The sequence below is a fragment of the Jiella pacifica genome, assembly GCF_010500815.1.
GTDB lineage: Bacteria > Pseudomonadota > Alphaproteobacteria > Rhizobiales > Rhizobiaceae > Jiella > Jiella pacifica.
On sequence record NZ_JAAAMG010000017.1, the window covers coordinates 69,225 to 93,411 of the forward strand.

General features: G+C 59.1%; 22 protein-coding genes and 1 tRNA gene. 7 read left to right on the forward strand and 16 right to left on the reverse strand.

The window, feature by feature from the left end; all coding sequences use genetic code 11:
• Positions 1-276 precede the first annotated feature (276 nt).
• Positions 277-489, reverse strand: coding sequence for a cold-shock protein (locus GTK09_RS18770; protein WP_163464969.1), 213 nt, complete (start codon positions 487-489; stop codon positions 277-279).
• A gap of 291 nt (positions 490-780) precedes the next feature.
• Here GTK09_RS18770 and GTK09_RS18775 point away from each other — a divergent pair, with 291 nt between their 5' ends.
• Both GTK09_RS18775 and GTK09_RS18780 read left to right on the forward strand, forming a co-directional pair.
• Positions 781-1,437, forward strand: coding sequence for a pyroglutamyl-peptidase I (locus GTK09_RS18775; RefSeq protein WP_163464970.1), 657 nt, complete (start codon positions 781-783; stop codon positions 1,435-1,437).
• Positions 1,438-1,594: 157 nt separating this feature from the next.
• Positions 1,595-2,431 carry a class I SAM-dependent DNA methyltransferase gene (locus tag GTK09_RS18780; protein WP_163464971.1) on the forward strand — a complete coding sequence of 279 codons (837 nt, stop codon included), beginning with the start codon at positions 1,595-1,597 and terminating at the stop codon, positions 2,429-2,431.
• A gap of 240 nt (positions 2,432-2,671) precedes the next feature.
• Here the strand turns inward: GTK09_RS18780 and GTK09_RS18785 are convergent, their stop codons facing one another.
• Complete coding sequence (locus GTK09_RS18785; protein ID WP_163464972.1) at positions 2,672-2,905, reverse strand: hypothetical protein; 234 nt, start codon at positions 2,903-2,905, stop codon at positions 2,672-2,674.
• Between the two features lie 590 nt (positions 2,906-3,495).
• Between GTK09_RS18785 and GTK09_RS18790 the strand changes: the two genes are divergently transcribed.
• Positions 3,496-3,567 (forward strand) — tRNA-Leu (locus tag GTK09_RS18790).
• Here GTK09_RS18790 and GTK09_RS18795 read toward each other — a convergent pair.
• The 4 genes from GTK09_RS18795 to GTK09_RS18810 all read right to left on the reverse strand — a co-directional run bounded on the left by GTK09_RS18795 (position 3,546) and on the right by GTK09_RS18810 (position 6,666).
• A complete protein-coding gene (locus GTK09_RS18795) occupies positions 3,546-5,087 on the reverse strand; it encodes a recombinase family protein (protein ID WP_163464973.1) in 1,542 nt (513 codons plus the stop codon). The genes GTK09_RS18790 and GTK09_RS18795 overlap by 22 nt on opposite strands.
• Positions 5,080-5,418: a hypothetical protein gene (locus GTK09_RS18800; protein ID WP_163464974.1), complete on the reverse strand. Its 339-nt coding sequence runs from the start codon at positions 5,416-5,418 to the stop codon at positions 5,080-5,082. Before GTK09_RS18800 ends, GTK09_RS18795 begins: the two co-directional genes overlap by 8 nt.
• A 139-nt stretch (positions 5,419-5,557) precedes the next feature.
• On the reverse strand, positions 5,558-6,160 hold the full coding sequence (locus GTK09_RS18805) for a hypothetical protein (RefSeq protein WP_163464975.1): 603 nt from the start codon (positions 6,158-6,160) through the stop codon (positions 5,558-5,560).
• A gap of 26 nt (positions 6,161-6,186) precedes the next feature.
• Positions 6,187-6,666 (reverse strand): hypothetical protein, encoded by a 480-nt coding sequence (locus GTK09_RS18810; protein ID WP_163464976.1) that lies wholly within the window; start codon positions 6,664-6,666, stop codon positions 6,187-6,189.
• Between the two features lie 62 nt (positions 6,667-6,728).
• Between GTK09_RS18810 and GTK09_RS18815 the strand changes: the two genes are divergently transcribed.
• Positions 6,729-6,980, forward strand: a complete 252-nt coding sequence (locus GTK09_RS18815) for a hypothetical protein (protein ID WP_163464977.1) — start codon at positions 6,729-6,731, stop codon at positions 6,978-6,980.
• 247 nt (positions 6,981-7,227) lie between these two features.
• On the opposite strand, the gene GTK09_RS18820 is transcribed toward GTK09_RS18815, so the two are convergent.
• The 6 genes from GTK09_RS18820 to GTK09_RS18845 all read right to left on the reverse strand — a co-directional run bounded on the left by GTK09_RS18820 (position 7,228) and on the right by GTK09_RS18845 (position 12,216).
• Positions 7,228-8,667, reverse strand: coding sequence for a type IV secretory system conjugative DNA transfer family protein (locus GTK09_RS18820; RefSeq protein ID WP_163464978.1), 1,440 nt, complete (start codon positions 8,665-8,667; stop codon positions 7,228-7,230).
• The gene (locus tag GTK09_RS18825) at positions 8,664-8,972 is read right to left on the reverse strand and encodes a hypothetical protein (protein WP_163464979.1); all 309 of its coding nucleotides are present in this window, start codon (positions 8,970-8,972) and stop codon (positions 8,664-8,666) included. Before GTK09_RS18825 ends, GTK09_RS18820 begins: the two co-directional genes overlap by 4 nt.
• Positions 8,969-9,343: a hypothetical protein gene (locus GTK09_RS18830; protein WP_163464980.1), complete on the reverse strand. Its 375-nt coding sequence runs from the start codon at positions 9,341-9,343 to the stop codon at positions 8,969-8,971. Before GTK09_RS18830 ends, GTK09_RS18825 begins: the two co-directional genes overlap by 4 nt.
• Before the next feature lie 3 nt (positions 9,344-9,346).
• Positions 9,347-9,889 (reverse strand): hypothetical protein, encoded by a 543-nt coding sequence (locus GTK09_RS18835; protein ID WP_163464981.1) that lies wholly within the window; start codon positions 9,887-9,889, stop codon positions 9,347-9,349.
• A 188-nt stretch (positions 9,890-10,077) separates the two neighbouring features.
• Entirely contained in the window at positions 10,078-11,331 is a 1,254-nt protein-coding gene (locus tag GTK09_RS18840; RefSeq protein ID WP_163464982.1) for a hypothetical protein, read from the reverse strand.
• A 363-nt stretch (positions 11,332-11,694) separates the two neighbouring features.
• The gene (locus GTK09_RS18845) at positions 11,695-12,216 is read right to left on the reverse strand and encodes a hypothetical protein (RefSeq protein ID WP_163464983.1); all 522 of its coding nucleotides are present in this window, start codon (positions 12,214-12,216) and stop codon (positions 11,695-11,697) included.
• Between the two features lie 709 nt (positions 12,217-12,925).
• Between GTK09_RS18845 and GTK09_RS18850 the strand changes: the two genes are divergently transcribed.
• Positions 12,926-16,252 carry a tetratricopeptide repeat protein gene (locus GTK09_RS18850; protein ID WP_163464984.1) on the forward strand — a complete coding sequence of 1,109 codons (3,327 nt, stop codon included), beginning with the start codon at positions 12,926-12,928 and terminating at the stop codon, positions 16,250-16,252.
• A gap of 320 nt (positions 16,253-16,572) precedes the next feature.
• On the opposite strand, the gene GTK09_RS18855 is transcribed toward GTK09_RS18850, so the two are convergent.
• From GTK09_RS18855 to GTK09_RS18870, 4 genes are all read right to left on the reverse strand, one after another.
• Complete coding sequence (locus GTK09_RS18855; RefSeq protein ID WP_312869923.1) at positions 16,573-18,498, reverse strand: UvrD-helicase domain-containing protein; 1,926 nt, start codon at positions 18,496-18,498, stop codon at positions 16,573-16,575.
• Entirely contained in the window at positions 18,491-20,785 is a 2,295-nt protein-coding gene (locus GTK09_RS18860; RefSeq protein ID WP_163464985.1) for an ATP-dependent nuclease, read from the reverse strand. Before GTK09_RS18860 ends, GTK09_RS18855 begins: the two co-directional genes overlap by 8 nt.
• A 108-nt stretch (positions 20,786-20,893) precedes the next feature.
• Positions 20,894-21,376, reverse strand: coding sequence for a GNAT family N-acetyltransferase (locus tag GTK09_RS18865; protein WP_163464986.1), 483 nt, complete (start codon positions 21,374-21,376; stop codon positions 20,894-20,896).
• Positions 21,377-21,391: 15 nt separating this feature from the next.
• On the reverse strand, positions 21,392-21,670 hold the full coding sequence (locus tag GTK09_RS18870) for a type II toxin-antitoxin system TacA family antitoxin (RefSeq protein ID WP_163464987.1): 279 nt from the start codon (positions 21,668-21,670) through the stop codon (positions 21,392-21,394).
• 570 nt (positions 21,671-22,240) lie between these two features.
• Between GTK09_RS18870 and GTK09_RS18875 the strand changes: the two genes are divergently transcribed.
• Both GTK09_RS18875 and GTK09_RS18880 read left to right on the forward strand, forming a co-directional pair.
• Positions 22,241-23,170: an ArdC family protein gene (locus tag GTK09_RS18875; protein WP_163464988.1), complete on the forward strand. Its 930-nt coding sequence runs from the start codon at positions 22,241-22,243 to the stop codon at positions 23,168-23,170.
• Positions 23,142-23,807 (forward strand): hypothetical protein, encoded by a 666-nt coding sequence (locus GTK09_RS18880; RefSeq protein ID WP_203561106.1) that lies wholly within the window; start codon positions 23,142-23,144, stop codon positions 23,805-23,807. Before GTK09_RS18875 ends, GTK09_RS18880 begins: the two co-directional genes overlap by 29 nt.
• Positions 23,808-24,187: the final 380 nt, after the last annotated feature.

Consider the following 24,187-nt stretch of genomic DNA (forward strand, 5'->3'; position numbering starts at 1 on the left):
TCACGGTCGACCGGCAGCCGGTTCGAGGCGCAAGAGAAGGGGCCGGAACTTCCCGAACGAAACCGCCTGCCATCGCAGGAGATCTGCATGGCCACCCGCGGCAACGATCTGAGGCGCGGAGGCCGTGTCCGGGTCGGCGAAATGAAGGATGCGCGGCGCTTCCGGCCGACGAATTGCCGGCGAGGCGATCCGCCGACAATCGATCAAAATCCATCCAAGGTCACGGTCGCCAATGTTCGTGCGGCGCCCGCGATCTTCTTGATAAAGGGGGTTGGCTCAGGCCGACTGCAGGTTCACGGCCTTCGGGCCCTTGCCGCGCTTGTCCGGCTCGGTGTCGAAAGAAACCTTCTGGTTCTCCTCCAGGCCCGGCAGGCCGGAGGCCTGGACGGCGGAGATATGCACGAAGATGTCGGCTCCGCCATTGTCGGGCTTGATGAAGCCGAAACCTTTTTCGGTATTGAAGAATTTGACCGTCCCGGTCTGTGCCATTATCGGACTCCTTATCCCGGCATGTATGGGCGCCCTGAGGGCGGCGGCAGGCAAGTCTTGACGAGGATAGGAACCGATACATCGCGGGCCCGTGAGCCCACCCGGGAGAGGCGCTCCCGATACGCAATTCGTCCATTATCCGTGTTCGCGAATTTGCCCGAACAGCTCGAACAATGCTAGGTTCCCGGCGTCTTTGCAAGTGAAAGATTCCTGACGATCTGGGCGTCTCGTAGCGGCACAGCCTTACCGTCATTACTGTCCCACCCAACAACGTGTGGAATACGTTCGACCATGTCTATTCTCGTCGTCGGCTTCGCGGCCTTCCCGGGGGTGAGCCGGAACCCGTCCCAGGATCTCGTCGAAAGCCTCGCTCGCCGTGTGCCGTCCGAGGTGGCGACGCTGGTCCTCGACGTTTCCTGGGAGGCGAGCTGGCCTCGGCTGGAGGCCGAGATCAGGCGGCGGGGCGCGCGGACGGTCCTGATGTTCGGGGCGCATCTGCGGGCCGAACGCTTTCGGGTGGAACTCGTCGCCCGCAATCGCCGCGAGCTCGGCCGCGCTGACGCGTTCGGCGGATTTCCCGCCGGACCGTCGGTCGGCGACGGGCCGGAGCGGCTGCCCTGCCGGCTCGACTGGGCGCATGTCGCGCGGGCGCTGCGCGAGGCCGGCGTCGATTTCGAATGGTCGACGAATGCCGGCAGCTATCTGTGCAACGACACGCTCTACCGGCTGGCGCTCGCGGCGGATGCGATCGGGGTCGAGCGGTTCGGCTTCTTCCACCTGCCGTCGAGCGACGAGGGCATCGAGGCGCTTCTCGCCCATCCGCCCCTGCCCGATGTGTTTTTGAGCCTGCCCATGGAGAGGATCGAGGCGGCGGGCCTGGCGCTCATCGAGATGGCGGCGACCTCGTCGGGGGCGCGGCCCGGCGAAATGATACCGCCAAGAGAGTGATGCGGTCCGCCGGTCTCTTCATGCTCGCCAGAGGCTCGCGTGCCGCCCGGGCGAACGGGTATGGATGCCGAGCGGCATTGCAAATCACTTTCGGGACCGCAATGTCTGCGACCAGCGGGCGCGTCTGCGCCCTGGCCCGTCGCCAAGAGGATTGGACATGACCACGACCGGATTCGACGAGGAGGCGCTCGACGCCTCCTATCGCAAGGCGCTGGCCGCCGAGAAGGCGGGCCGGACCGATGCGGCCGCGAAGGGCTATCGCGCCTGCCTGGAGATCGATCCCGACGACCATGTCGGGGCTCGGCTGCGGCTGGCCGCGCTCGGGGCCGGCGAGGCACCGGCCTCGGCCGGCGAGGCCTATGTGACGACGCTGTTCGACCAGCAGGCCGATACGTTCGAGGACATTCTGGTGCGCCAGCTCGGCTACGGCGTGCCGGGCCTTATCGCAGACGCCCTGTCGCGGCTCGGTTTCGAGCATTTCGACCGGGCGCTCGATCTCGGCTGCGGCACCGGGCTCGTCGGGGCCGCACTCGACGGCCGGGTCGACGAAATGCTCGGCGTCGATCTGTCGGAGAACATGGTCGAGATCGCCTTCGACGGCGGCGCCTACGATCATCTCTATATCGGCGAGGCGCTGGCGTTTCTCGAGGAATTCGAGGAGTCCGAGCCCTTCGACCTGATCGCAGCCGCCGACGTCCTGCCCTATCTCGGCGATCTCTCGCCGCTGTTCGCCCGCGTCGCCGCGCGGCTTTCGTCGCGGGGGCTGTTCGTCGCCTCCACCGAGGCCCTTGTCGATGCGGCGAGCGATGGGGCTGGGGCCGAAAGCGGCTTTGCCGTCGGCCGTGATCATCGCTTCCATCACGGCGAGGCCTATGTGCGGGCGGCTCTCGAAGCGGCAGGATTCACGATCCTCGCCTTCGAGCCGATCACCGTGCGCATGCAGGAGGGGCAACCGGCGCCCGGCCATCTCCTCGTCGCGCGCCGGCTTGGCTGAGGGTCGGGCGATGGCGTTTGTGGCGTGATCTCAGCATCTCACGCCGGTCGCGGCGGCGCATGCCGCTCAAACGTTCGACCGGGCACCCGACTGGAAAAGTGGGCAGATGCCAGAGCCTCGCCGACATGTCGCTTGCTTGCGGCGCGCACGAGAGGCGAGCGCATCAGCGCCCATGCCTGCATGGTGCCGGCGGCTGGAGAAAAGGCCGCCGGAGATCGACCGCCTCGATGTCACGCTGAGTCAGAGATCGGTTTCGACGAAGACTTCGGCGCCTGTCTCCGCTGCATCGCGAGGCAGGAATCGGGCAAAACCATGGCCTTCGTCATCGAGAGCCTGGCGCAAGCAGTCTAGGGCGTCGTTATTGGCGCGCAGCCGCTGCAGAAATGCTTCGTCTTCAAAGAGTTCCGGCGCATCGACCCAGGACAGTCCGGTCCCTGTCGCCTGCCGGTTTTCGCTTTCTTGCTGCGATGCCACGGCGATCCCTCCTGTCGGAAATCATCGAATCCGGCACTTCCAAGGCATGGGGAGACCATAGCCGATTTTTTGGCTCTTGCTAAGCGCTTTTCTTCGCGATGTTGCACGCTCTCAACAAAACTTGAGTGCCGGGGCTACAACCAGCGACGGATCCCGATCCGAGGTCAAGGAGCTTGGCGCGCCACCTGCGGCGTCGCATGATGCGCCGTCTTCGAGCCTTCGACGCGTGGGCGGGCGGGCGATTGCCTTGGAGCGTGAGAAAGCGTTAAGGCAGGAGCGCGCCGTCGCGAAAGCGGGACCCGAAACGACCGCGGGGGCGCGATCGAGGAGACGAACGGGCGGACGTGGCGAAATCGGTAGACGCAGCAGACTTTTGACGATTTGGAGTGCCCGCGGGGAAATCCGCGGCGTAGAACCGCTCAAAGTCGGGGAACGCTAACGGGCGGAAATGCCCCAGGCCAATCCCGAGCCAAGCCCTCGATCCGAATTTTCGCGTTCGAGGGAAGGTGTAGAGACTGGACGGGCGGCGCCTAACGCCTTCGGGCCATGGCGAAGGGACAGTCCAGACCACGAACGCCGACAAGGCGGCGGCGAAAGCCGAAGTGGTACGAAAATCTGCTTCTCGACAGAGAGTACGGGTTCAAGTCCCGTCGTCCGCACCATTTCCCAAAAGCGGAGTGCAAAACCCCTCTAACACCTTGAATGGCAAGGTGGTTTTGGGGGTTCTAGGCCCCGTATTTCGGTCGTATTCGAGGCGGTCTGCAAAGGCCAGTCTGAGGACCGTTCGCTGCAGTGTGATATTGCCGCTTTCCCAGAGTTTCCAAGGGTTTGACAGGAACCTGAGGGAGAGTTCTAGCAAATTTTCCAGTCTGCCGTCCTCCGGCACAAAACTCGCCACCTGTTCGCGCAGTCTGAGCTTATCGCGTTCCAGCTCGCTGATCTTGTCTTCATAGGTTCTGATGACCGTAGGGTTGGTTGCATCGACGACGCGGCCGAGAAGCCCTTCGATCCGCTTTTCGATGCCGCGTAGTTGCTCCTTGCCGGACTTCACCATGTCAACGGCCATCGCCGCGCGCTGCGCCCAGGTGTCGCGGAACATTCGAGTCGCGAGCTCAAACATCTTCTCGCTCGGCTGAAGGGTCCGGACAATCTGTCCGACCTCGCCTTCGAGTTTGTCGCGCGCAACCGATTTGCCGTAGCTGGAGCATCCCTTCGTCTGGCAGAGATAATAGGGATAGTGTCTGGTCCTGCCCTTCGACCACGAACTGCGGAACGGCACGCCGCAGTCGCCGCAAACAACGAAGCCCCGCAGAACGAAGTCATCGCCGATATCTTTGCGGATCGGCAGCTTCGAGATGCCTGTCCGGCGCTCCTGCACCTTGTCGAAGGTCTCGATCGAGATCAGCGGCTCGTGTTGGCCTTTGAGCCAGTTGAGGCCATAGGTCTCGCTACAGATGTAGCCGGTGTAGAGCGACTGCCCGAGAATCTCGCCGACGCGCTGGAACGTGATATGGCCCGCCTTACTCCGGGGGAAGTCCGGGAAGCTTTCGAAGAAGCGCTTCACCTCGCCCTGCGACTGGAAGCGGCCGGCGGCATAGCCCTCAAAGGCCTCGCGCACGATGCCGGCAAGCGGCTCGTGCGGGACGAGCACTTTTCCTTGCCCTTTGATGGTCCGGTAGGCGTATCCGACCGGCGCCATGTGGACCCAAAAGCCGTTCTCCATCCGGGCGCGCATCTTTTGCGCCACCTGCCGGCCGTTCTGTTTGCGCTCCAGCGCGCCTTGCGCAGCAAGGATCGTCTCGATGAACTCGCCTTCCGGCGTGTCGTCGATCTTGAAGTTGAGGCATTCGATCGTCGCCTTGCGCTGGCGAAACGCATCGCGCAGATCAAAGTGGAAGCGCGTATCACGGGCGAAGCGCTTGAGATCGTCGAAGATGACAACGAAGCGCTCATTAGGCTGGGCATCGAGGAAGGCCAGAAGCGCCTTCATGCCGGGGCGCTTCATGAAGTCGCCGCCACCACTGATCGTGTCGGGGAAGACGGCAACCACGTCGTAGCCCTTGAGCGCGGCATATTGGCGGCAACGCGTCTCCTGGCTTTCGAGGCCGTGGCCTTCGTCCTTCTGCCCTTTCGAGGACACCCGGCAATAAATAACCGATTGTAATCTCTGATCCTTAGTCATGCGCACCTCCGGCGTCCAGCCTATCAGATTCGCGCACCACCTCGGCGATGATCTGCGGGAGAGCGTCGCCATCACCATCCGCGCCATGCTGCAGCGGATTGAGGCGAAAGCCGAGATCGACGAAGCCGAGGATGATCGAGAACAGGCTCTCGATCAGGGCCTGCTTCTCCTCGTCCGACGCATCCGACTCGTCGAGATAGGCAGCGTAGAGCTGCCAGTCGATCGTGAGGGAAGGCTGTGCATGAGGCGGGGCCGCCTGTGCTGCCAACAGCTCTAGCGGCAGGCTTGGCTGGATCGTTGCCGTCTCTGGCTGTTTGGGTGGGTGGTTCATCGGCGGCGCTCCTTCTCTTTCTCGTGTCTCTAGCCTCCTGCGTTCATAAGAACATAACAGGAACACTGTAGACGCAATTATTTCGCAAAGTCAAGGATTACTTTCCTATAAGATCGGAATACATCGTAGGCTGGCGCTCTCACAGCGTCGGCGTAATGTGATGTTTCTCGAATGCTTCCGCTTTTCGGGCGCCACGCTCGGCTTCACGCACCGGCCGGTGATAAGCTTCTTCGACGCGTTTGCAGTACTCGTAGAGATCCATGCCTTCGGCCTCCTGGAAGGTCTCCTTCATGAGCGCCTTGGCAGTCTGTTCAGTGATGCCGAGCTTTTGCGAAAGCTCCAGCCCTGCCTCGTCATAGGCCCGGTAGAACGGCATCGTCAGCCCGTCCTTGATGCGATCCGGGATCGAGCGGGCCATGAGGTGGATGTCTTCACTCGGCGTGCGTTCGATTTCGGCGTCGCGCTCTTTGAGACCTTCGCGCATGGCGTTCATAGTCTGGCCGTTCAGCGCCTTGAACATGTCGCGGATAACCGTCTCGGCCTGCACGGCGTCGAAACGCTCCGAGCGGGCGAAGGCGTGCGCGTAATCGGTCAGCGCCTCGCGGAAGGAACCGGTCTTCTCGATCCGGCGCTTGACGATCCCGCAGATCATCTGCGCCTCGTCGAACTGGCTGCCGGTGAGGTTCCGCCCGGTGAAGCTTTCCCGCGCGGCGGCGATGCGGGCGTCGTCATCCTGTGCCATGGTCCTGATCCTTTCCGGTGTCAGCGTTAATCGAAGGATGGATTGATGCGGCGATCGCGGCCCGACCGACGATCTGTGGCGCGCCCGAACTCTTTCCTGGCCGCGCCGTCGAGCGCGCGCCGTTCGGTGGCTTCGCTCAGCAGGGTTTCGATCGCACGAACTTCCCTTTCATTGATCCCGGCGATGGTGGCGTCGTGATCGGCCTGGACGCGCCGATGTGCTTCCCGGTCGATCGCGTCCTTCCTAAAATTGTCCGTGCCGAAGGGCGGGCGGATATCGAACGTGCGGCTGGTCTTCTCGGCAAGGATATCGAGCCGCGCCTGTTCGACGCGCGTGCCGTACTCCTGACGATACCCTTGGTCCGCCGCCTCGCGGGCGCGATTGTGGCGCTCTTCGATGTCCTGAAGCGTCTTCCAGTCGTGGGATGTCTTGAGGACTTTTGCTTCGTGGCGGCGGATCGCCAGATCGAAGGTCTTGCCGAGTTCGCTTCTCAGATCGGAGCTCAAGGAAGCTCTCCTTCTCGTCATCAAATTTGCGTTGGAATCCGGCAGTTTGGTACGCTTGGGACATGCCGGATTTTGAACATGTCGAGGACGTCATCGAATGGCTTCAGCCGATGGGCTATGCCGCCTTTTGGGAGGAGACACGGCCCTATCGGCTCACCTTGCAGGACCGCGCATCATGCGATGCGCAGATCGCGCGGGGAGACGTACCCGAGGCGCTGGTACTGCGTGGGCTGAAAACGCTCGCCCGCGTCGAGCTGACCCGCAAACTCGGGCTGGAGCGCCGTATCTGGCATCCGCCCGGCGCGCCTCACTGACCCGCTCCGTTTTTGAGGAAGCGAACCCATCCGCATTTGGCGCTCTCGGCCGGGACGGTGATGGCGCCATAGGGACCGACGAAGGTGCAGGTCAGATAGTGCCTTGCCACGCTCAGATCGTGCGGATGGCCGTTGTCCCGGTAGCTGTATTGGAAGATGACGTGCGGCAGGCCCCAGCCGGCATAGATGCTGAGGGCCGCCGCTGGCGCGGCGACCCACAGGATGAGCGAGAGATAGCGAAGGACGATTATTGCGCGTCCTCCCGGCCCGGCATCCGAAAGGTGAACTTCGGATCGGGCGTCAGGCGGCCGCCTTCCAGATCATTGGGGCGGATCATGTGGCAGAACGGATCGATATTCTGCATGCCCGTCATCAGGCCCGTCCCGAAGCCAAGCCCCTTGGCATGATAGAGAAAATGGCCGCGCGGCATGGCCATGAGTTCGGCGCCCGTCATCACCGGTGCCTTGCTGGTCTGGAAGGTACTTTGCAGGCGCACATCTTCATGACCGGCGCTCAAGTTCGACGAGACGACGATTTCCTCGCCCATCGCCTTGGATACGCGCGCGGCTTCGTCGAAGGACGAGAAACCAAACCATTGTTTGATAATGGCGTTCTCTTCGATGGTCTGGGTTTCCAGACGCCCGAACCGCCGTTCGATCTCGGATCGGCTCTGGGCGATGCCATGGAATTCCGCCCCGAAGGCCCGCAGCGTTGTGAGAGACTCGACCAGCGGCTTGAGCGGCGCGTTCGTGAACTCGTCCGCAATCATGGTCAGCGGGCCGGCACCGCCGTACAACGCCTCGCAGAAACTCAGAATGTGCAGCGCGTAGTAGTTGCCGAGACGATTCATGAAGGCTTGCGGGCCGACGAGAAAGATAACGGCCGGCTGGCGGATGAGATCGGCATGAGTGGTGCCCGTATCGAGACCGGCGCGATGCAGCCGTGATCCGGCAGCGAACACCCGAAGCGCCTTCAACGCGGCCGAACGATGTTGCTCCCAATGCTCATGATCGGCCATGCCGAGTACATCCAGGGCGAGCGCCTGCAGCATGTCCTCGCCCTCTTCGGCTTCGACCGCCGCCACCTTGAGGAGCATCTCCGGGTTCGAGATTAGACCCCAGATGCCGCCCGGCGTGGCAAGCCGAGTACTGCGCTTCAGCAGAGCCAGAGTACAAAACTCATTAATTGTCTTAGGTTGATCTCGAAAATACTGGTTACGGGCATCGTTTGGTGGATCGGGAATAAGAGCTTGGTTGGCATTTTCGGTCGCGAAGACGAGGTCTCCTGGATTATTCTCGTAGGATGAGATGACACCGCCGAATGGGTTGAGCGAAACCCGGTAAGGGTTATCAGCCCCGAGCACGCCCATATCGTCGATGATTGCGACCGGAATGCCCATCTCGGCGATCATGGGGGCAGCCTGGGCGGCCACTTCTCCATTCTTGCTATCGAAGACGAGGATTGCCGGGCGCTTTCTCGAAGAAAGTAAAGAATAGAACCAGACCATCGCGCCACACGTGGTCTTGCCGCCGCCGTTCGCACTCAGAAGCAGTGAATGTCCCTTGGGTGCCCAGATCGGCTCGCCTGCGAACGTCGTCCCGAGGAGCCGCCGGCCTTGCGGATCAATGACGGCTTTGGCAGTCGCCGGAACAGGGCCGGGTTTGGATTTGCGGAAGGGCCAGCTCATTTGATGACCCCCTCATTGCGCAGCGCGTCGGAGGTAACGAGGCCATCGGATTTCGGTGTCGCGCCCTGGCGGCGATAGGCGTTGACGCGCAGATCACGCATCACAAAGCCCTTGATCTCACCAAGCGCCGTCGTGAGCAGCCCCACCGCCGCAGCGGCGGTGAGACCTGCGATCAGGCCGAGTTGCCACCAGACAACCGACATATTCGCCCAGGAGAGCCACGCCACGCCCGCAAAGGCGAGGCCGAAAGCGATCTGGATATTGATACGCAGGATGGCGCGCAGGTTCGGACCGCCGGGGATCATGGCCGGCCTCCCGTCTGCAGGCTGCGCTGGACGGAGAACACCTCTTTGCGCACGCGGTTGAGATGGCCGTAGGTGCCATAGATCGCGCCGGCGAGTTCCGAGCCGCGCAAATCTCGGCTCAGGAACTGCAACTGTCCGATCATGAGACCGCCGATGAGCGAAACGACGGAAACGCTGCCAATCGCCAGGCATTCGGACAGATAGAGCAGATCGGCATGAACAAAGCCGAAGGCGGCCGTACCGGCCGCGACCGTGGCGCCGACGGCAAGAAACGGACGGCGGACCGAGAAGACGCTGAGGTCGGCGATCCGGTAAGTGTCTTTTTGCGTGTGAACGGCGTGGCCGTCGATGGTGACAGTGCCGAAGATCATGGATCAGTCCTCCAGTTTCGCGACGCCCGCGCAGGCGGGGCTGGCGAGGGATTCGAGCAGCGAGGCGCGGAGATTGGCGACGGATGCCGGGATGACGGTGCGAGCGGTTCCGGCCGCGATGGCGAAGTTCCAGCGCTTGGTCATGGTCATGTGCGAAACGGCGCAGGCGCAGCGCGATCCGGACTCGGCCGCCGCGCGTTCGATGCGCTGACGCTTCAGCTCGGCCAGGCGGCGCTTCTGGATTTCGGCGTAATCGAATGCCTCGCAGGCCCGGCCCATGCCGAAGAGGTCCAGCACCCGCCGCTGTTCGCCCGGCAGGACGCCGAGCAGATCACCGCACTGGAAGGTGAACTCGGACTCCGGCACCGGCTCGCGGGTCTGAATGTCGGCGGCGATCCGCTGTTCGCAGTCCGAATACCAGCCGATCCGTTCGGCGCTGCGTTCGGCGACCAGCGGACCGAGCACGAAGGCCGAAGCCCCCGCCCAGACCGCGCCAGCGACGAGCACGCCCCCTGAAATCGGAAGTGAGGAGAAATCGATGGGCATGACGAATGCCTTTCCTGATGACTGCAAAAAGCCGCGCGCAATGCCCGGCCAGTCATCGGTAGGAGGTTTCGTCAGCACCCATCGGCGGGGTTCGGGCGGAATTGGCAATACGCCATTCGGTCACCCTGAAATCGAAAGATCGGGGGGCCAAAAGGCCCCCCGATCAAAAAGCATCGTGGAAGTTCGCGTCAGCGGGCGCGGCCCCGGCGAACCGGCGGCGCGTCGTCGACGTCCGGATCGTCGTCGTATTCGACAACCTTCCGCGCGCGAGAACGCTTCGGAACGTCGATAGGGCGAAGCGTGGTCAGATCGTCGAAGTCGCTCTCGCGTGGAGGCGGGCTGTCACCCTCCGGGTTGGCCTGATACCGCGCCCACAGGAGCGAGAGGACCGTGTAAACCCACAGGACCAGGGGAAATACGAGCTCCACTGCCAGCACGAGGAGAGCCACTGGGGCGAACTCCCCGATGTATGACAACGTCTGGATCGCTCCCGTACGCGGCGGGAAGACAGGCCGCTCGATCCTCTCACTTTCAGCCTGACCCAAAACCGCTTCGAGGTTTGCGGCATAACCCGCCAGCAGCGCGTTAAGACGGCCCGTGACGTCAGGCTGATCCGGAATGGTCACGCCGGCCCGCAACTCGCCGGCATACGCGGCGAGCATCGCCGTCGGGACGGCTTCGTCCAGACGGTTCAGGACCTGCTCAAGACCGGCATCGAGTTCCCGCAAGGCCGTCCGGCGCTCCCAGATGTCCCGCTCCTCATCTGCAAGGACCGTTTCCATCCGCGCCAGATGGTTCGCGAGCTCGCTGCGAATAGCCTCACGCTGCTGCAGACCAGATGAAGCCTCATCCCGAACCGCCGCCGCACGGCTCGCAAGCGCTTCCAGCGTTCGCGTCGTGCTGCCATAGCCGCCGGAACCGCGCAGCGAAACGCAGGAAGTCGCCTTCTCGCATTCCGTCTTGGTATTGAGATCGGAAGCGATCGCCATGACAACCGGGACGACACGCCCCGCCTGCGCGGCCTCCGTCATCCTGTGATCTGCGTAGCGGGCGGTTTCGGTGGCGTAGACCTGCAGGCGGCGCTCCTCGACTTCTTTTATTATAAGCCCCGGAAGCGTACCTAGATAAAGACCCGCACCGACGATCAGAATCGAGGAAATTCCGACAACGCCAGCCAAAATATATCCGACCGAAAAAAGCGTCGCTCCGCGCTCGATGGCGAGCCTATACACGGTGTACGCAACGATGAACGCGGCGACCGGCAGCAACAGCGTCTTCAAGAAGCCGGTGAACCCGCCTCCTGCCATACCGATGTTATTGAGAGCGACCCAGAGCATAATCGCAGAGATTAGCGGCAGGATCACCAAAACGACGCTGAGATAGGGCGCGCGCTCTGGCTTCTTCAGCCGGTCGGGTTTCTTAGGGTTATCGTCAGTAGTCACTTCTCTGTCTCCTTCCGAGGGGTGGTGAGACCCTGGTTTTGAAGGAGGCACCGAATGTTTGAGGGCTCGATCCGGGCGTTATCTTCGATTTCGACGCGCTCGAAGCCGCAGCTCCGATGCGCTCTCCCGGACCCAGGCGGAAGCACGCAGTCGGCAAGGATGTCTTCGGTTTGCGCCGCGAACTTTTCGGCCTTGCTGACCATGACGTGGCGTTCGATCCGGAAACAAGCCCCTCTCGGGGGTACGGAAACATCGTGATACGGGTGGGCAGTGGCCGGACGGACAACAGGCCGAGAATGAAGCGACCGGGCCAATCGACGATCGGCCCGGTCCAAGACCTGTTAAACGGTCAATGCAGACGCCTTAGGAAATCTGCCGCGCGCAGAAGCTCGGATATCCGATGCGAGCAAGGAAGCACTTCCTCGCCAGCGACAGATAGCAGATGCGCCAAAGACCACGCTCCTGAAGCAAGTATTCCCTTGGCGCCTCAATCCGCTCCTTGAGCCGGTTCATCGTCCGTCGCGGAGCGAAGCCGAACCGGTCGCAGATCGATACTTCATCTTCCGGGTTTCGTGGCAACGCATCCCGTTCGATAAACCGTTCCGTCCAATCGAAGAGGTCGCCGTTCGCCCGGTCAGTGACGTTCTGATACACGAAATTGAACCGCGCACTGCCAGAACGTCCGCAAAAGCGCGCCGCGACGACCGTCTCCATGAAACGGGCGAGGCTCTGTTCGTAGGCCGGCTGTGCGATTTCCTCCTTCGGATCGCACCAGATATCGCCGTCCCAAACCTTAAGAACCGGTCCAACCGGTCGAACCCACTGCCCGTCAGGCAGGAGAATGCGTCCACGGTTGAGTTCAAGTTCGTCTTTCCAGTACCCCATCGTTTTCTCCTGAGGGTTGGAGAAAACGGGCCCGTTCTCGGTGCTAGCTTTGTGTTTCCGGGAGTTGGCCAACCCGTTGCTCAGACAGGGTTTTGGCCCGTCCAAGAATGAGATTGGCGGCAGGATGAGCGGAAGGCTTCCCCAGCGATCAGGGAAAAAGTGGGGAAGACCGTGGAACGGCAGGGAATTGCGACGATGGTTGAAAACGAGACCAATATTGCAATTTGACACTGTATTTGCTACTATTGAGTGTGAAATACGTCAAACCCAGCGAGGATGTTTACGTTACCGAGACCGTGTATGACCGAGACACTGGTTTACGGACATTTCAGCGCACCACCTTCAATGGATTGCGGCAGAGTCCGCCCGATGACTCACCATCGGAGATCGTCTTCGACAAACTTGGACGGCCGCAACAACTCGAATGGCATCATAAGGATGAACTCCACCGGACCACGGGCCCGGCGACGGTCTTCAGAAATACGGAGAGCGGTATTCATACTTCGGAACGGTTTTACACCGCTGGTCGCCCCCGCGATCCATTACTTGGACCACAGGTGATTCGTCGCGATTCAAGAACCGGGGAGATCAAAGCGCAGGGCCGCGAGTGTGACATGGACTACGAAACGCCGTTTACAAAACCCGCCAACACCCCCAAACCTACTCTATAAGTTGTACACCCCAATCGGGCTTGCAAGCGGAGTGGATTATGTCTGCCGATGAAGCCGACCACGTCAAAATAATTGTGACGTTTGAGAAATTCCGTAACAAAATCAACGAAATAATCGATGAAAGTGTGAATGCTAAACTTCGCTCATTGTATGTAGAAACGATTGGCGTTCAGGCAAAAGCCTATAGAGATAATCATTTTGCAAAATATGTTGGGACAATAGATGAAAAATGGGAAAATTTTGTCACAAAAACAAAGTCCATATACGGTGATTATTTCAATTCCCTAGGACAATACGACGCAGAAAAAATCAACGGTATGGCTACCAAGGGTGCCAGTTTCAAAGACGCTCTCGGTATCCACTACCGATTACACTACGACCTGGATCATCCTGATTACGCCAAAAAAATTGACGACGTCATATTCGGTGAAAGCTACCTAGACAGATTTAAGACACCGATATTCGAACGCGTCGATCTTGAACCAAAGCTGAGCGACGCCGAATACCGGTCGGAATTCTATAACTACGGGTACGACCGCGACGATAAGATCGCGTTCCGTGGACGCTCCGATCAAGTCGCGCAGTTGAGGGCCTTTCTGGGCGGCGAGGCTGGCTTTCAATGGCTACAACTGGCCGGTGCCGCCGGACAAGGCAAGAGTCGGATGGCCTGGGACCTCATCTTAGAGGCTCGCGACGAACTCGGCTATAAGGCGGGCTTCATCGACGCCGAGGACCTCCTTGCATTTAAAAAGCATTGGGCAGACTGGACTCCGGTCAGACCGATCCTGATTGTTATCGACTACGTCATCGAACGGGACAAACCTGTCGGTCAGATGATGGCCCACCTGATCGCGCGATCGGAAAAGTTCCGCCACAAAGTCCGCCTCATCATCCTGGAGCGCCAGCGGCGCGATCGCGGCGGCATTCGCAAAGTCTCCAAACAAAGCGTCAGCATCTCAGGCGACAAACGCATCGCTGTCGAACCCGTGTTTCAGTTGTCCGAGCACGAGACCGCCGCATGGTTCGATGAACTAGTCACCGATGCGAAATCGGTCGACAAGTCGGTCGCCTTGACGAAGAAGCCCATCATATTTGGTGATGACGGCATCATCGAACTGAACTCGCTGGATGACACCGATTTGGTCGCGATAGCCGAGGATGTTGTTCGCAGGCGATCTCGGGACGGTGAGACATATTATTCGAGCGATTTCATCTTATCCGCGATCAAGCGTTTCGACGGTGCGGGGAGACCGCTCTATGCTTATTTTGTCGGTATCGCTCTAGCTGGGGATAACTACAACGCTGCATGGGAACGCGAGGACTTGCTGAATTATGTTCTGACGGCCGAACGCGAGCGCCGTTGGAAGAGGAAATTTGGCGAGTCAGCACCTCGCCTTTCGGCAAACAAGCCATCAATACACATTACCGCTCTAGCGACCATCCTAAGATCGGTGAGCCGGTTCAAGCTGCAGACTCTTGGCGGCTGGACAGAGTTGTCTGACGAGGATTTTGAAGCGGCGCTGATACTCGTCGGCGGTCCCGTGGCAACCGGCACTCAATGGCCTGGCTCTATCCTACCCGGCCTCTTTCCCGATCTATTGGGAGAGTGGTATGTACTGTCGGTTTTGGAAAAACAGGCCCATCTACTTCCTGCACTGATGGAAAAGGCGTGGGCGCTCGATCCAAGCGCTACAGCGGGGTTCCTGCAACGAGTAGCGCAAGATTTTCCGAGCTATGAGGTCGCTCTCGCTGTCTTGGATTTCGTGCCCAGTCATGAAAGTGCACACCTGGAGTACCGCGCAAGTGCGGTCCGGATTCTGGATGATCTATATTCAGCCAAAATTGGCAGGCCTCCGCAGAATTTGTTCGAAACCCTTAAGTCGGCAGCAAGCGCGGAGTTTCCGCCGGCAATGCATCTGCTGGGCTTCTTCTATTCGGCAGGCTATTTAGTAGAAAAATCTGATCGCCTTGGATTTCACTGGAAAAACCGGGCGGCAGAAGCCGGAGAACCAGCTGCGTTATGCAGTGCTGCGTTAGATTATCTAGAGGGCGAACGCACAGAAAAAAACGACAACAAAGCGTTCGCACTATTAGAAAAGGCTTACAGATCAAATTACCATCGTTCTTATACCTTGATGCACTACTTCTATAAGTACGGCATTGGCACCAAATCCGATAGCAAACGCGCTGTCGAGTTTTTGATTGAAGGACTGAATTTAGGCTCAACCGCATGCATATTAGAACTTGGTTACTGCTATGAATCGGGCGAGGGCATTGAGCAAAATACGACACAGGCCATAGATCTGTACCGTCTGGCGGCAGAAAAAGGCAACGAACATGCAATGACAGCACTAGGCAACTGCTACATACATGGTACCGGCGTGAAGAAAAATCCTGCCGAAGCCGTGAAATGGTATCAAAAGGCAGCGGACAAAAACTCCGTCGATGCAATGGAGCGTTTAGGTGCCTGCTACGAGCAAGGCAATGGCGTTAACAAAGACCTCACTCAGGCTTTTAAGTGGTACTGCAAAATTCGCGAAAGCGGCATTTATAGGAGAGGCCTATGCCTGGCAGTTCTCTCCTCTGTATTCCACAACGATTTTATGGAGACATTGTATAGTGATATCGGAGTTACATCAGTGGCAAACATTCCATCCGAGCCTAGCTGGAATGAACGCCCTTGGCTCGCGAATGACTGGTCAAACGTTCCGATTATTGAAATGAACGATATCATGCGGAAAATATCACGTGCAGCAACGCTGGAAGGCTACGCCCATTTATTTTCAGGACTTCGCATTACGGCGATGCGCCAATCGAAGCTCTCTTGCTATTCCGGATTCGACCTGATTGACGTGCGATTTATAAGAGTTTTCAGCAGCGAAGAGCTATTCCTTAGCGCTCTTGTGTCGAAGAAAGGCGCCGTCTTGATGGACAGATCAAGAGAGCGCTTCGACATTTTAAATAATGTAGCGTTGACGCTATATGATTACCATCATTATGTGCAATACCTACATTTTTTCTGTCAAATGTTCTACGTTGATGACGGCCCGTTTGCGATTTTGTCTTCGGTTGACGACATTCACTTTGCGAACGATACCGCGCTCGGTAAATTCCTCGACAGCAAAATTTCCATTTCTGCGCCATCAATGGTCCGACGGTCTGACGATTGCTGGTCAACTAAAAATTTCTGTATATCCGCCTTCGTGATTGCTGGCGATAAATTGTTTGAAGCTGAGTTCCACGTCGCCAGAGACGGCGCAATCGAAATTAACCGAAGCTCGCTTGTGGCTGAAAATCTTCCGGTCAAGGTCCATAAATACGAGAGATATTTTAGGAAAGGCTTGAGGCTGAAGGACAAAATTTAGCCGCAAGCACCTTATTCTAAAGAGTAGAGCTGATCCAGCCTACGCAATGCGCGCGCAAGATGTGTGGGGGCAGACCCCACCATCTCGGCAAGGGAGGCTTAGCCTCCCGTTGCATCCCTCTGGAGGAGTCGTGAAGAGGACGTGTTGCCCAGGCATCGGGCGAACCTGCTTCACGAAGAGCAGCACGCGCAGATGACGCTGAGCGGAAGCCTATCAAATTGCACCGAGGGTGGAACACTAAATTCCAGAAATGAGCGTCATCATTATTTCGGACTACGTATGCGTGCTTATCTGCTTATCTGGTATGGCTCGCGTTCCGCTTAAGCAAGCGCATCCTGTGAGAATATATCCGCCTCAGGGAATATCCCAAGCCCGCGAATATGCACTACCGCCGCTGCTGGATCGGGCACAAAAAGGACGACCACTAGGTCTTGCCGAGCGCGTGTGCAACAAACATAGAACAACCGCCGCGTTCTCTCTACGCTTGTCTCGCCGCCTTCCTGCAAAACTTTCCTGTCGCGCGCAGAAAGCTCTTTAAGACCTAAGTATTTCTCGTAAGAGAATTGTACATGCGTGCCTTCATCGTCGTCGAGGACAACTAGCACACGATCGAACTCGGCCCCTTTAACGCCTTGCTGGGTGGAAAAAGGCGATTCCTCGTTGACGTAAGCTTGATACGGTCGAAGCTGATTAGCCGGACAGGCTAGGAATGCGGCCATTGAACGGATCTCGCTTGAAAGTCCTTCTTCGCCTTCGTCTAAATTTTCATCGGTTTCGGATTCGTTTGCAGCAACATCTTCCAAATACGCGGACAGACGGGGGTCGAACTCCACCAAGCGACTTTCCTTGGCAAGTGTCAGCACGTCACGGATGGTCGCCTGCGACTGAGACCCCATCAGCTCGTCGACCTGATTGCTCACCACCTGAAGTTCTTTGAGGCGCTCGGCAATGTTCACGCCTTGGAGGTTGGCCTTTGCTAGTAACGGCGAATGGAGCCGAAGCAGCCGCATCGTATCGAAGTCTCGCCCTTCCCGAACGGCGTCCGCAAGCGGCAGTAGCAACGACACCAACGGGCGCAGCGGCCACGCGGACGCGTCCAGAAAACCATTCTTGAAGGCCTCAGGCGCTTTATCGTTGAGCGCCGCATACAGGTCGCCGAATCCCAATCGCTTCGCCGCCATGCGATGCACGATCACCAGCATTTTAACCTGGTCGTTCTTGAGAGCGGGCTGCCACAACTCGTCATCGTTTGCGTTCGCAATCCATGCTCGAACCTGCGCAACGCGTTCGTCCCGATGAGCATCTGTCGGCAAGACAAACAATCGCGCCGTTCCGACCACCGACACTTCCTGCTCACCATTTTTTTCCTTTCGGCCACCGATCTGAACCAGATCGTCACCGTCACGCCGAATGGCGTTTGCCAGGTTCAATATCGAGGTTGGCGAACGGAAATTTTCTGGCTTGGGGATCGCCCGCCAATCGTCGGGTTTGGGAACCGTGCCGATACCGGTGGGATAGATGCGCTGCATCGGGTCGCCGAAGAACCCGAGGCAGAAGCGGGCCCGCTCCTGCTGCTGGACCGCCATAAACGCTTCGACGATAATGGGAAAGGTATCTTGGCTCTCATCCACGAAAACGAACGGGAATTGTTGTGCGACGAGAGTTCGGAAAAGCCGCCGTTGAATCATCAACTGCGAAGCCATCTTGATGATGTCATCGTGGCCGAGGATACCTTTGGCGTAGTCACTTCCTGTTCCATAAGTGAAGCTGCGAACTTGAGTAATGGCCTCACGCTGCTGCTGGTAGCGCGTGATTTCGCGGGCGTTCTTGTCTCGCGTTTTCTGCTGAACGCGTGGACCAAAATTGGCGGCATCGTGCTGCAACTCTCTGAGCCTCTCGTCGATCCTGTTTGCAACCCAGGCGGCGATGTCTTGTTGGAAGCCGCGTGCGAGCGACCAAAGAAAACTATGAATCGTGGAGACGTGGACGAGAGGATTGCTCCCCACGTCCGCCCAAATCTCTCCGGCAGCTATCTCTGTATAGGTTATGCAGGCCACGCGTTGCCTGCGTAGTCGCAAACGTTTGCCATGGATAGCCAGGATCGAGGCGAGCCCCTTGATCAGCGAAGTGGTTTTGCCCGACCCGGCCCCGGCGACCATGTTAAAACTGGTCGGCGGCTGAGATTCCAAGCACTGCCGAAGATCTATGTCGGCTTGTGTGTCGGGCTGTTGCGCGCGGCTACTCACCGACTACACCACCTTCCAGCTCGGCCTCAACTTCGAGATCGACCTGTGCCTTAAGCCAAACCAGACCGTCACGGATATATGTCGGAACCTGCCACTCTTCCGGTTGGGCCGTAAGCACTCCAAGCGCGAACTTGGTTTTGTCGAACTTATCGGCGCTGACCCTCTTATGGAGCCCGGCTGCCAACGCCGCCGGGTCCGCCAATGCACCGCGTAGGCGTAGACCCAATTTCGTCTGTTCCGCGCTCTGGCACCATTCGGCGTTTTCCAGCCCGAAGGCTTCTTCCAACGTCCGACCAGCCAGCTCTACGTTCTGACCATTCCATACGACTGGAACGGGCGTTTGATACGTCACGCGGACACGGGGCGTGACATCCGTCGGCGTTTCTTTCTCCTGCTCCGTTGCTGCGAAAAGCTCGTCGATCGACAGCTTTGCCGGAAGCCACTTCACGAGAGTCTGGTTGGACGTGACTGCCCCGGCTACACCAGGCAGGCACTTTTTTCCGTAACGACGGGCGGGCGCAGGATCGGCGGTCTCGCCAGCTTGTGCAGCCGGAGCGTCACCGCCGAGCAATTCATTGAAATCGTTCGCGGCGTCCACTTCAGGGGCCTCGACTTCGATCTCAAGCTCGTCATCGTCGTCATCATTGCCATTATGGTCGGCAGACAACAATGTAACGCTGTCCACGTCAGTGATAATCAGTGTGACGATCCCGAGAAATTCTATCAGGGATTTGAATTTGTGGCCGAAAGCACCGCCGACCTCCAGGATGCAGATACAAGAAGATCGTAACGATGCCGCCACCTTCGATATCATGATCGGGAGTAGCAATCGCTCAACATTGCCTTCCACGAGCACTGCGGCGTCAGAAAAAAACAGATCGCAATGGGTGAGTTTCAGATACCGTTCTAGGAAATCTCGGTGTTCGGTTTCCTGCGCATAGAACGCGGAGAGGTTGATCACTTCAGTAATTTGATCGTTTCCGACCAAATCACGCCGGAAGTAGCGTATCGGCTGAAAGCCACGCTCGTATAAGATGTGCGGCGAATGCGTCGTGATAACTGCCTGTGTGGCGAACGACCCTCCAGCCTCACCTGGAATGACCAGCAGGTCGAGAATGTTGCGAATGAACACCTGCTGGAGCTGCGCGTGAAGATGTGCTTCCGGTTCTTCGATAAAAATGAGATGGAGAGGCGCACGTTTCTCCTCTTCGGCCTTCCACCGCTCCTGAAGGTCGAGTACTTCAACGACCATATAGATCAGGTTTTTGAAGCCAAGCCCGTTGTAGGTATCAGGTAGCATTACTGTTTGCGCGGCTTCCCCCACGACGTAGTGGACGCGCGCATCCTGTGTCATGATCGATGCGGGGTTCAGCGCCGATTTGATTTCGAGCTTCGGGTTGTTGAGGCCGGGATAACCCAAATGTTGCAATCGCTCCAACGTGCCTTTGAAAACTTCTGCAAGGTGCTTGTCGAGGCCGACCTCAGAATCGAACAGTGCTTTGAGTGCTTGGTGGTCGTCCTGACGCTGATCAAGATTACGTTGATAGAAGCGGCTTAGACGCTTTGACAAATCTTCTGAGCGTCCGCCACCGGATGCAGTTGATGGGTCCGCGAGGTGCCGCTGCGCATTCAGAAAATCGACCTTGATAAGCGATTGTAGTACAGCACTACCGCCCGGCTCGCTGCCCAACGGAAGCGGCTGATAACCCTGCACCGCCTGGAATTTCGAATCAAACTGCGTGTGGTCGAGGACGTAGTATCGTAACTCGTACTCGTGCCTCAGTTCCTTCAGGAGATAAGCCGATAGCGATTTTGGCCAGGGCACATAATCGCCTGCGCCGCCAACCAGTGCTGCTGCTTTTGCCCGACCATCGTCGCGAGCGGCGCGGTAACGCTGAATCAGTTCGGCGATGTTTCTAGGCGCGAGTTCGACACGGATGCCGACAAGCGTCCCGGCCCACTCGGTCGAAGGCAAAATGGGGATTACTAGATATAGGTCCTCCGCCCCTACCTCAAACCAGAGATCGAGCGAGATGGTAGGAAATTCAGCCTCAGCGACCTCCCCCTCTCGTTCGCCAATCTCATCAAGGAGCGGCCAAGCGTGCGAGCTAAAATCGTACAGCGAGAAAGCATTTTTACCCCCCGTGAGAAACATCTGGATCGCCTGCGTCGCAGACGTCTTGCCGCTGTTGTTCGCTCCAACAAAAATGGAAATGTCGGATGCAAGCTCGACATGAACGTCCGCAAGCCGCCTGAAATTTCGCAGTCGATAGGAATGTAGATGCATCGCGTCTCCCCCAACACGAAGTCTAACGAATGATATCCCACTTGAAAATATCAATTGCACGCCATTTGGCGTTTATTGCGGAGTTGCGTGGGATTAGGCTGAAACTTTCTAGAGCAAATTCATTGCTGTGGTAGGTAGAACAAGGCGGCGCGGTGTGCCGGTTAGACGCCGGAAACCGAACCCCTCATAGAAGGCAGCGGCTTTCTCGTCCTTCGCTTCGACGATCATGCCGAGGATGCCGATCTGGCTCGCAGCCTTGCGGGTTGTGTGGAAGGCATGGACGATGAGCGCATCGCCATAGCCCTGGCCCTGCCAGCGTCTATCGACGGCGAGACGCCCGAGGAGAAGAAACGGAATGTCTTCGTACGGCCCAGCCTGGATATCGGCGGGCAGGTTGTCGCGGCGGACGGAATGAGCGCTGATCGAGTAATAGCCGATGATTGAGGGACCGTCGGCGAGGACATAGATGCGCGTCAGGCTGCGTTTGAGGTCCTGGTTCGCGTAGCGCTGGAGATATTCGTTCAGCGCCGGAACGCCGCAATCGAATGACTTGCGGTCGTGGCCCTTCGGATCGAGCGCGGCGAATTCCACCTTGCCGCTGCCTGCTCAGCCTTGAATGTCGCGGAATTTCGCCGCCGCCTTCTTCATGCGCGGCGTCGGCGCGGCGGGCGCATCGAGCGCGCCGAAGAAGGCCGTCCAGTCCTCGGCGGAAAACCGCGTCTTCTGGTGCTCGGCAATCACGGCCTCCGCCTTCTCGCGGACGCTCTCCCGGATGAACTTGCTCTTGTCGAGTTTGAGATAGGCGCGCGCGGTGTCCATCATCGACAGCGTCACCGCGTCCATGCGCACTTTCAGCATATCGCCCTTGTCTGGCGTGTTGGTCATCGTTCGGTCCATTGTCGCGCTCCCTTGATGATTATACCCACAAATGTGGGCTTTTCGCAATAAGATTCAAAAGTTGGCTGCCTCGCGCCCTGTGGCGCACCGCGCTCTATTCCGGCGGCGGGCCGCCTTCACCGAACCCGCGCGGGGCGGTTTCGGCCCATCCGGGTGACGATCGCTGGCAGGAAAAGAAGATGGACGGACTCCGCCCGAACGGAGCCCGGCTTTTGTCTGTGGCGCGTTTACACACGCCGGGAACCCCTCATTCCAGCTTACATGAAATCCGAGGACGCCTACGGCTGTGGGTCAACGGCCTTCCGCCGTAAGGCGGGGCTAAGGCGCGGTATCCGCACCAAGCCCGCCTAACGGTTCCCGAGAAGACCGTTGACCCATCCCCGGAATTTCATCGAACGCCCCGAATGCGGTCGCGCGCACGCGCGCGCCTCTTTGCTTTTGGTTTTTCGGGTCGCTCGCCGCTGGGCAGGGGTTCAGGCGCGAAAGGAAGATCCCTCCCGGAGGGGGAAGAAGTCTTAGCGCCAGGACATCAACCCCTTACGGCGAAAAGCGTCACCCATGAAACAGGATATCTATTTGAAGATCACCAGTCACATTATTGCCGATCTGGAGTGCGGCGTCAGGCCGTGGATTAAGCCGTGGAGCGGCGAGCATGCCGCCGGGCGCATCACCCGTCCCCTACGGGCGAACGGGCAGGCCTATCGCGGCATCAACGTCATCATGCTGTGGTCGGAGGCCGTGACCAAGGGCTTTTTGGCACCTATCTGGATGACCTTCAAGCAGGCGCAGGAACTGGGCGGGCATGTGAAGAAGGGCGAGCGTGGCAGCCCGGTCGTCTATGCCAGCACCTTTTCCAAGACTGAGACGGACGAGGCCAGCGGCGCGGAGACTGAGCGGGATATTCCCTTCATGAAGGGCTACACCGTTTTTAACGCCGAGCAGGTCGAGGGGCTGCCGGAGCGTTTCTACCAGCTTGCCGCGCCGCAGCTTGATCCGGTCGAGCGTAACGCCGAAACGGAGGCCTTCTTCGCCGCCACAGGCGCCGATATCCGCCATGGCGGGAATTCTGCGCAGTATTGCGGCGGGACCGACCATATCCAGATGCCGCCTTTTGAGGCGTTCCGGGATGCGGAAAGCTACTATGCCACGCTGGCCCATGAGGCGACCCACTGGACCAAGCACAAGGATCGACTCGACCGCGATCTGGGCCGCAAGCGCTGGGGCGATGCCGGTTATGCCGCCGAGGAGCTGGTTGCCGAACTCGGAGCGGCGTTCCTTTGCGCCGATCTGGGCATCACCCCGGAAGTGCGCGAGGATCATGCCGCCTATATCGGCCACTGGTTCACCGTCCTGACGCAGGATGCCCGCGCGATCTTCACCGCCGCCGCCCATGCGCAGAAGGCCGCCGATTACCTGAATGCGTTCAGCGCGGCGGGTGACGGCGAAGACACCGGAACCGATGTCCCGCCCCAGCAGGCAGCGGCGTAAGGGGGCGGCCATGACAATCCACATCGCCCCGCAACTCGGCTTCGACGATCTGCTCGCCGAGGCCGCCGAAACCAACCGCAAGTCTGCCTTCGAAAGGGAGACCGGGCATTTGCCCGGCTCCATGGAGGCGGCGGTCCCCTATCTCTTCGATCTCATCACCGCGCATCACGCGGCGATGCTGACCGCCGATATCGACGAAGCCTTGCGCCTGCGCGGCGAGGCGCATCGTCTCGCCGAAAAGCTCAATGGCGGCGAACGTGGCATTCTCGCCGGGCCGGAGGCGCCGGGCTGCCGCCTCGAACGGCTCACGACAGCAGAAACCGGTGCCGTGCCACTCTGGGGCCAGACGGGCAGCTTTGTCATCGAGACCAACGGCATCCGCGCTCGGATTGAAATGCACGGCCTGTTCGGGATCGGCGCCGGTTTCTCAACATGGCTCGGTTTTGCCGCTCAGGCTGTCGATTGGGACAAACCCTTCATCTCGCAGACCGGCTATCGCAGTTTCATGGGGTTTCAGGCCGAGCCCGCGCCTGGGCTGACGCCGGAAACATTTGCGGCGAAAGTCGTTGCCGCGCATGTTGAGCAGGCATTGAAGGGAAAGCCCGTCCCGATCCTGCCGGATTACCGTAAGGCGTAGGGCGGCCATCCCGAGGAAAAAATCGCGCCGGACCTACCGGTCCGGCTCATTGTCCGTGTCGTCTCGGTCGCGGTCCATCTCCGGCTCAATCTCAGCCGCGACGCACGACGTCATGGGCGTGTAGTCTGCGGGAGGGACGCGGCCCAGACTAGCAGAAATCGGAGGGATGGCCTGGCAGCTTCCGAGCCTCCCAAAGCGAAAGACGCCGTTCGGCTCTCTGCCCCAGCTCTTCGTCGCCCTCATAAGCAGCCGCTGCTTTTAATCTTCGCCGGATTGAGCTCGGAACCAACGACTCGGTATTGGCCGTTCTGTGTACGCAAAAAAAGAAGTGGAGCAAATAGGGCGTCCAGCTTGACGTAGTGACCTCCGATAGGCAGGTT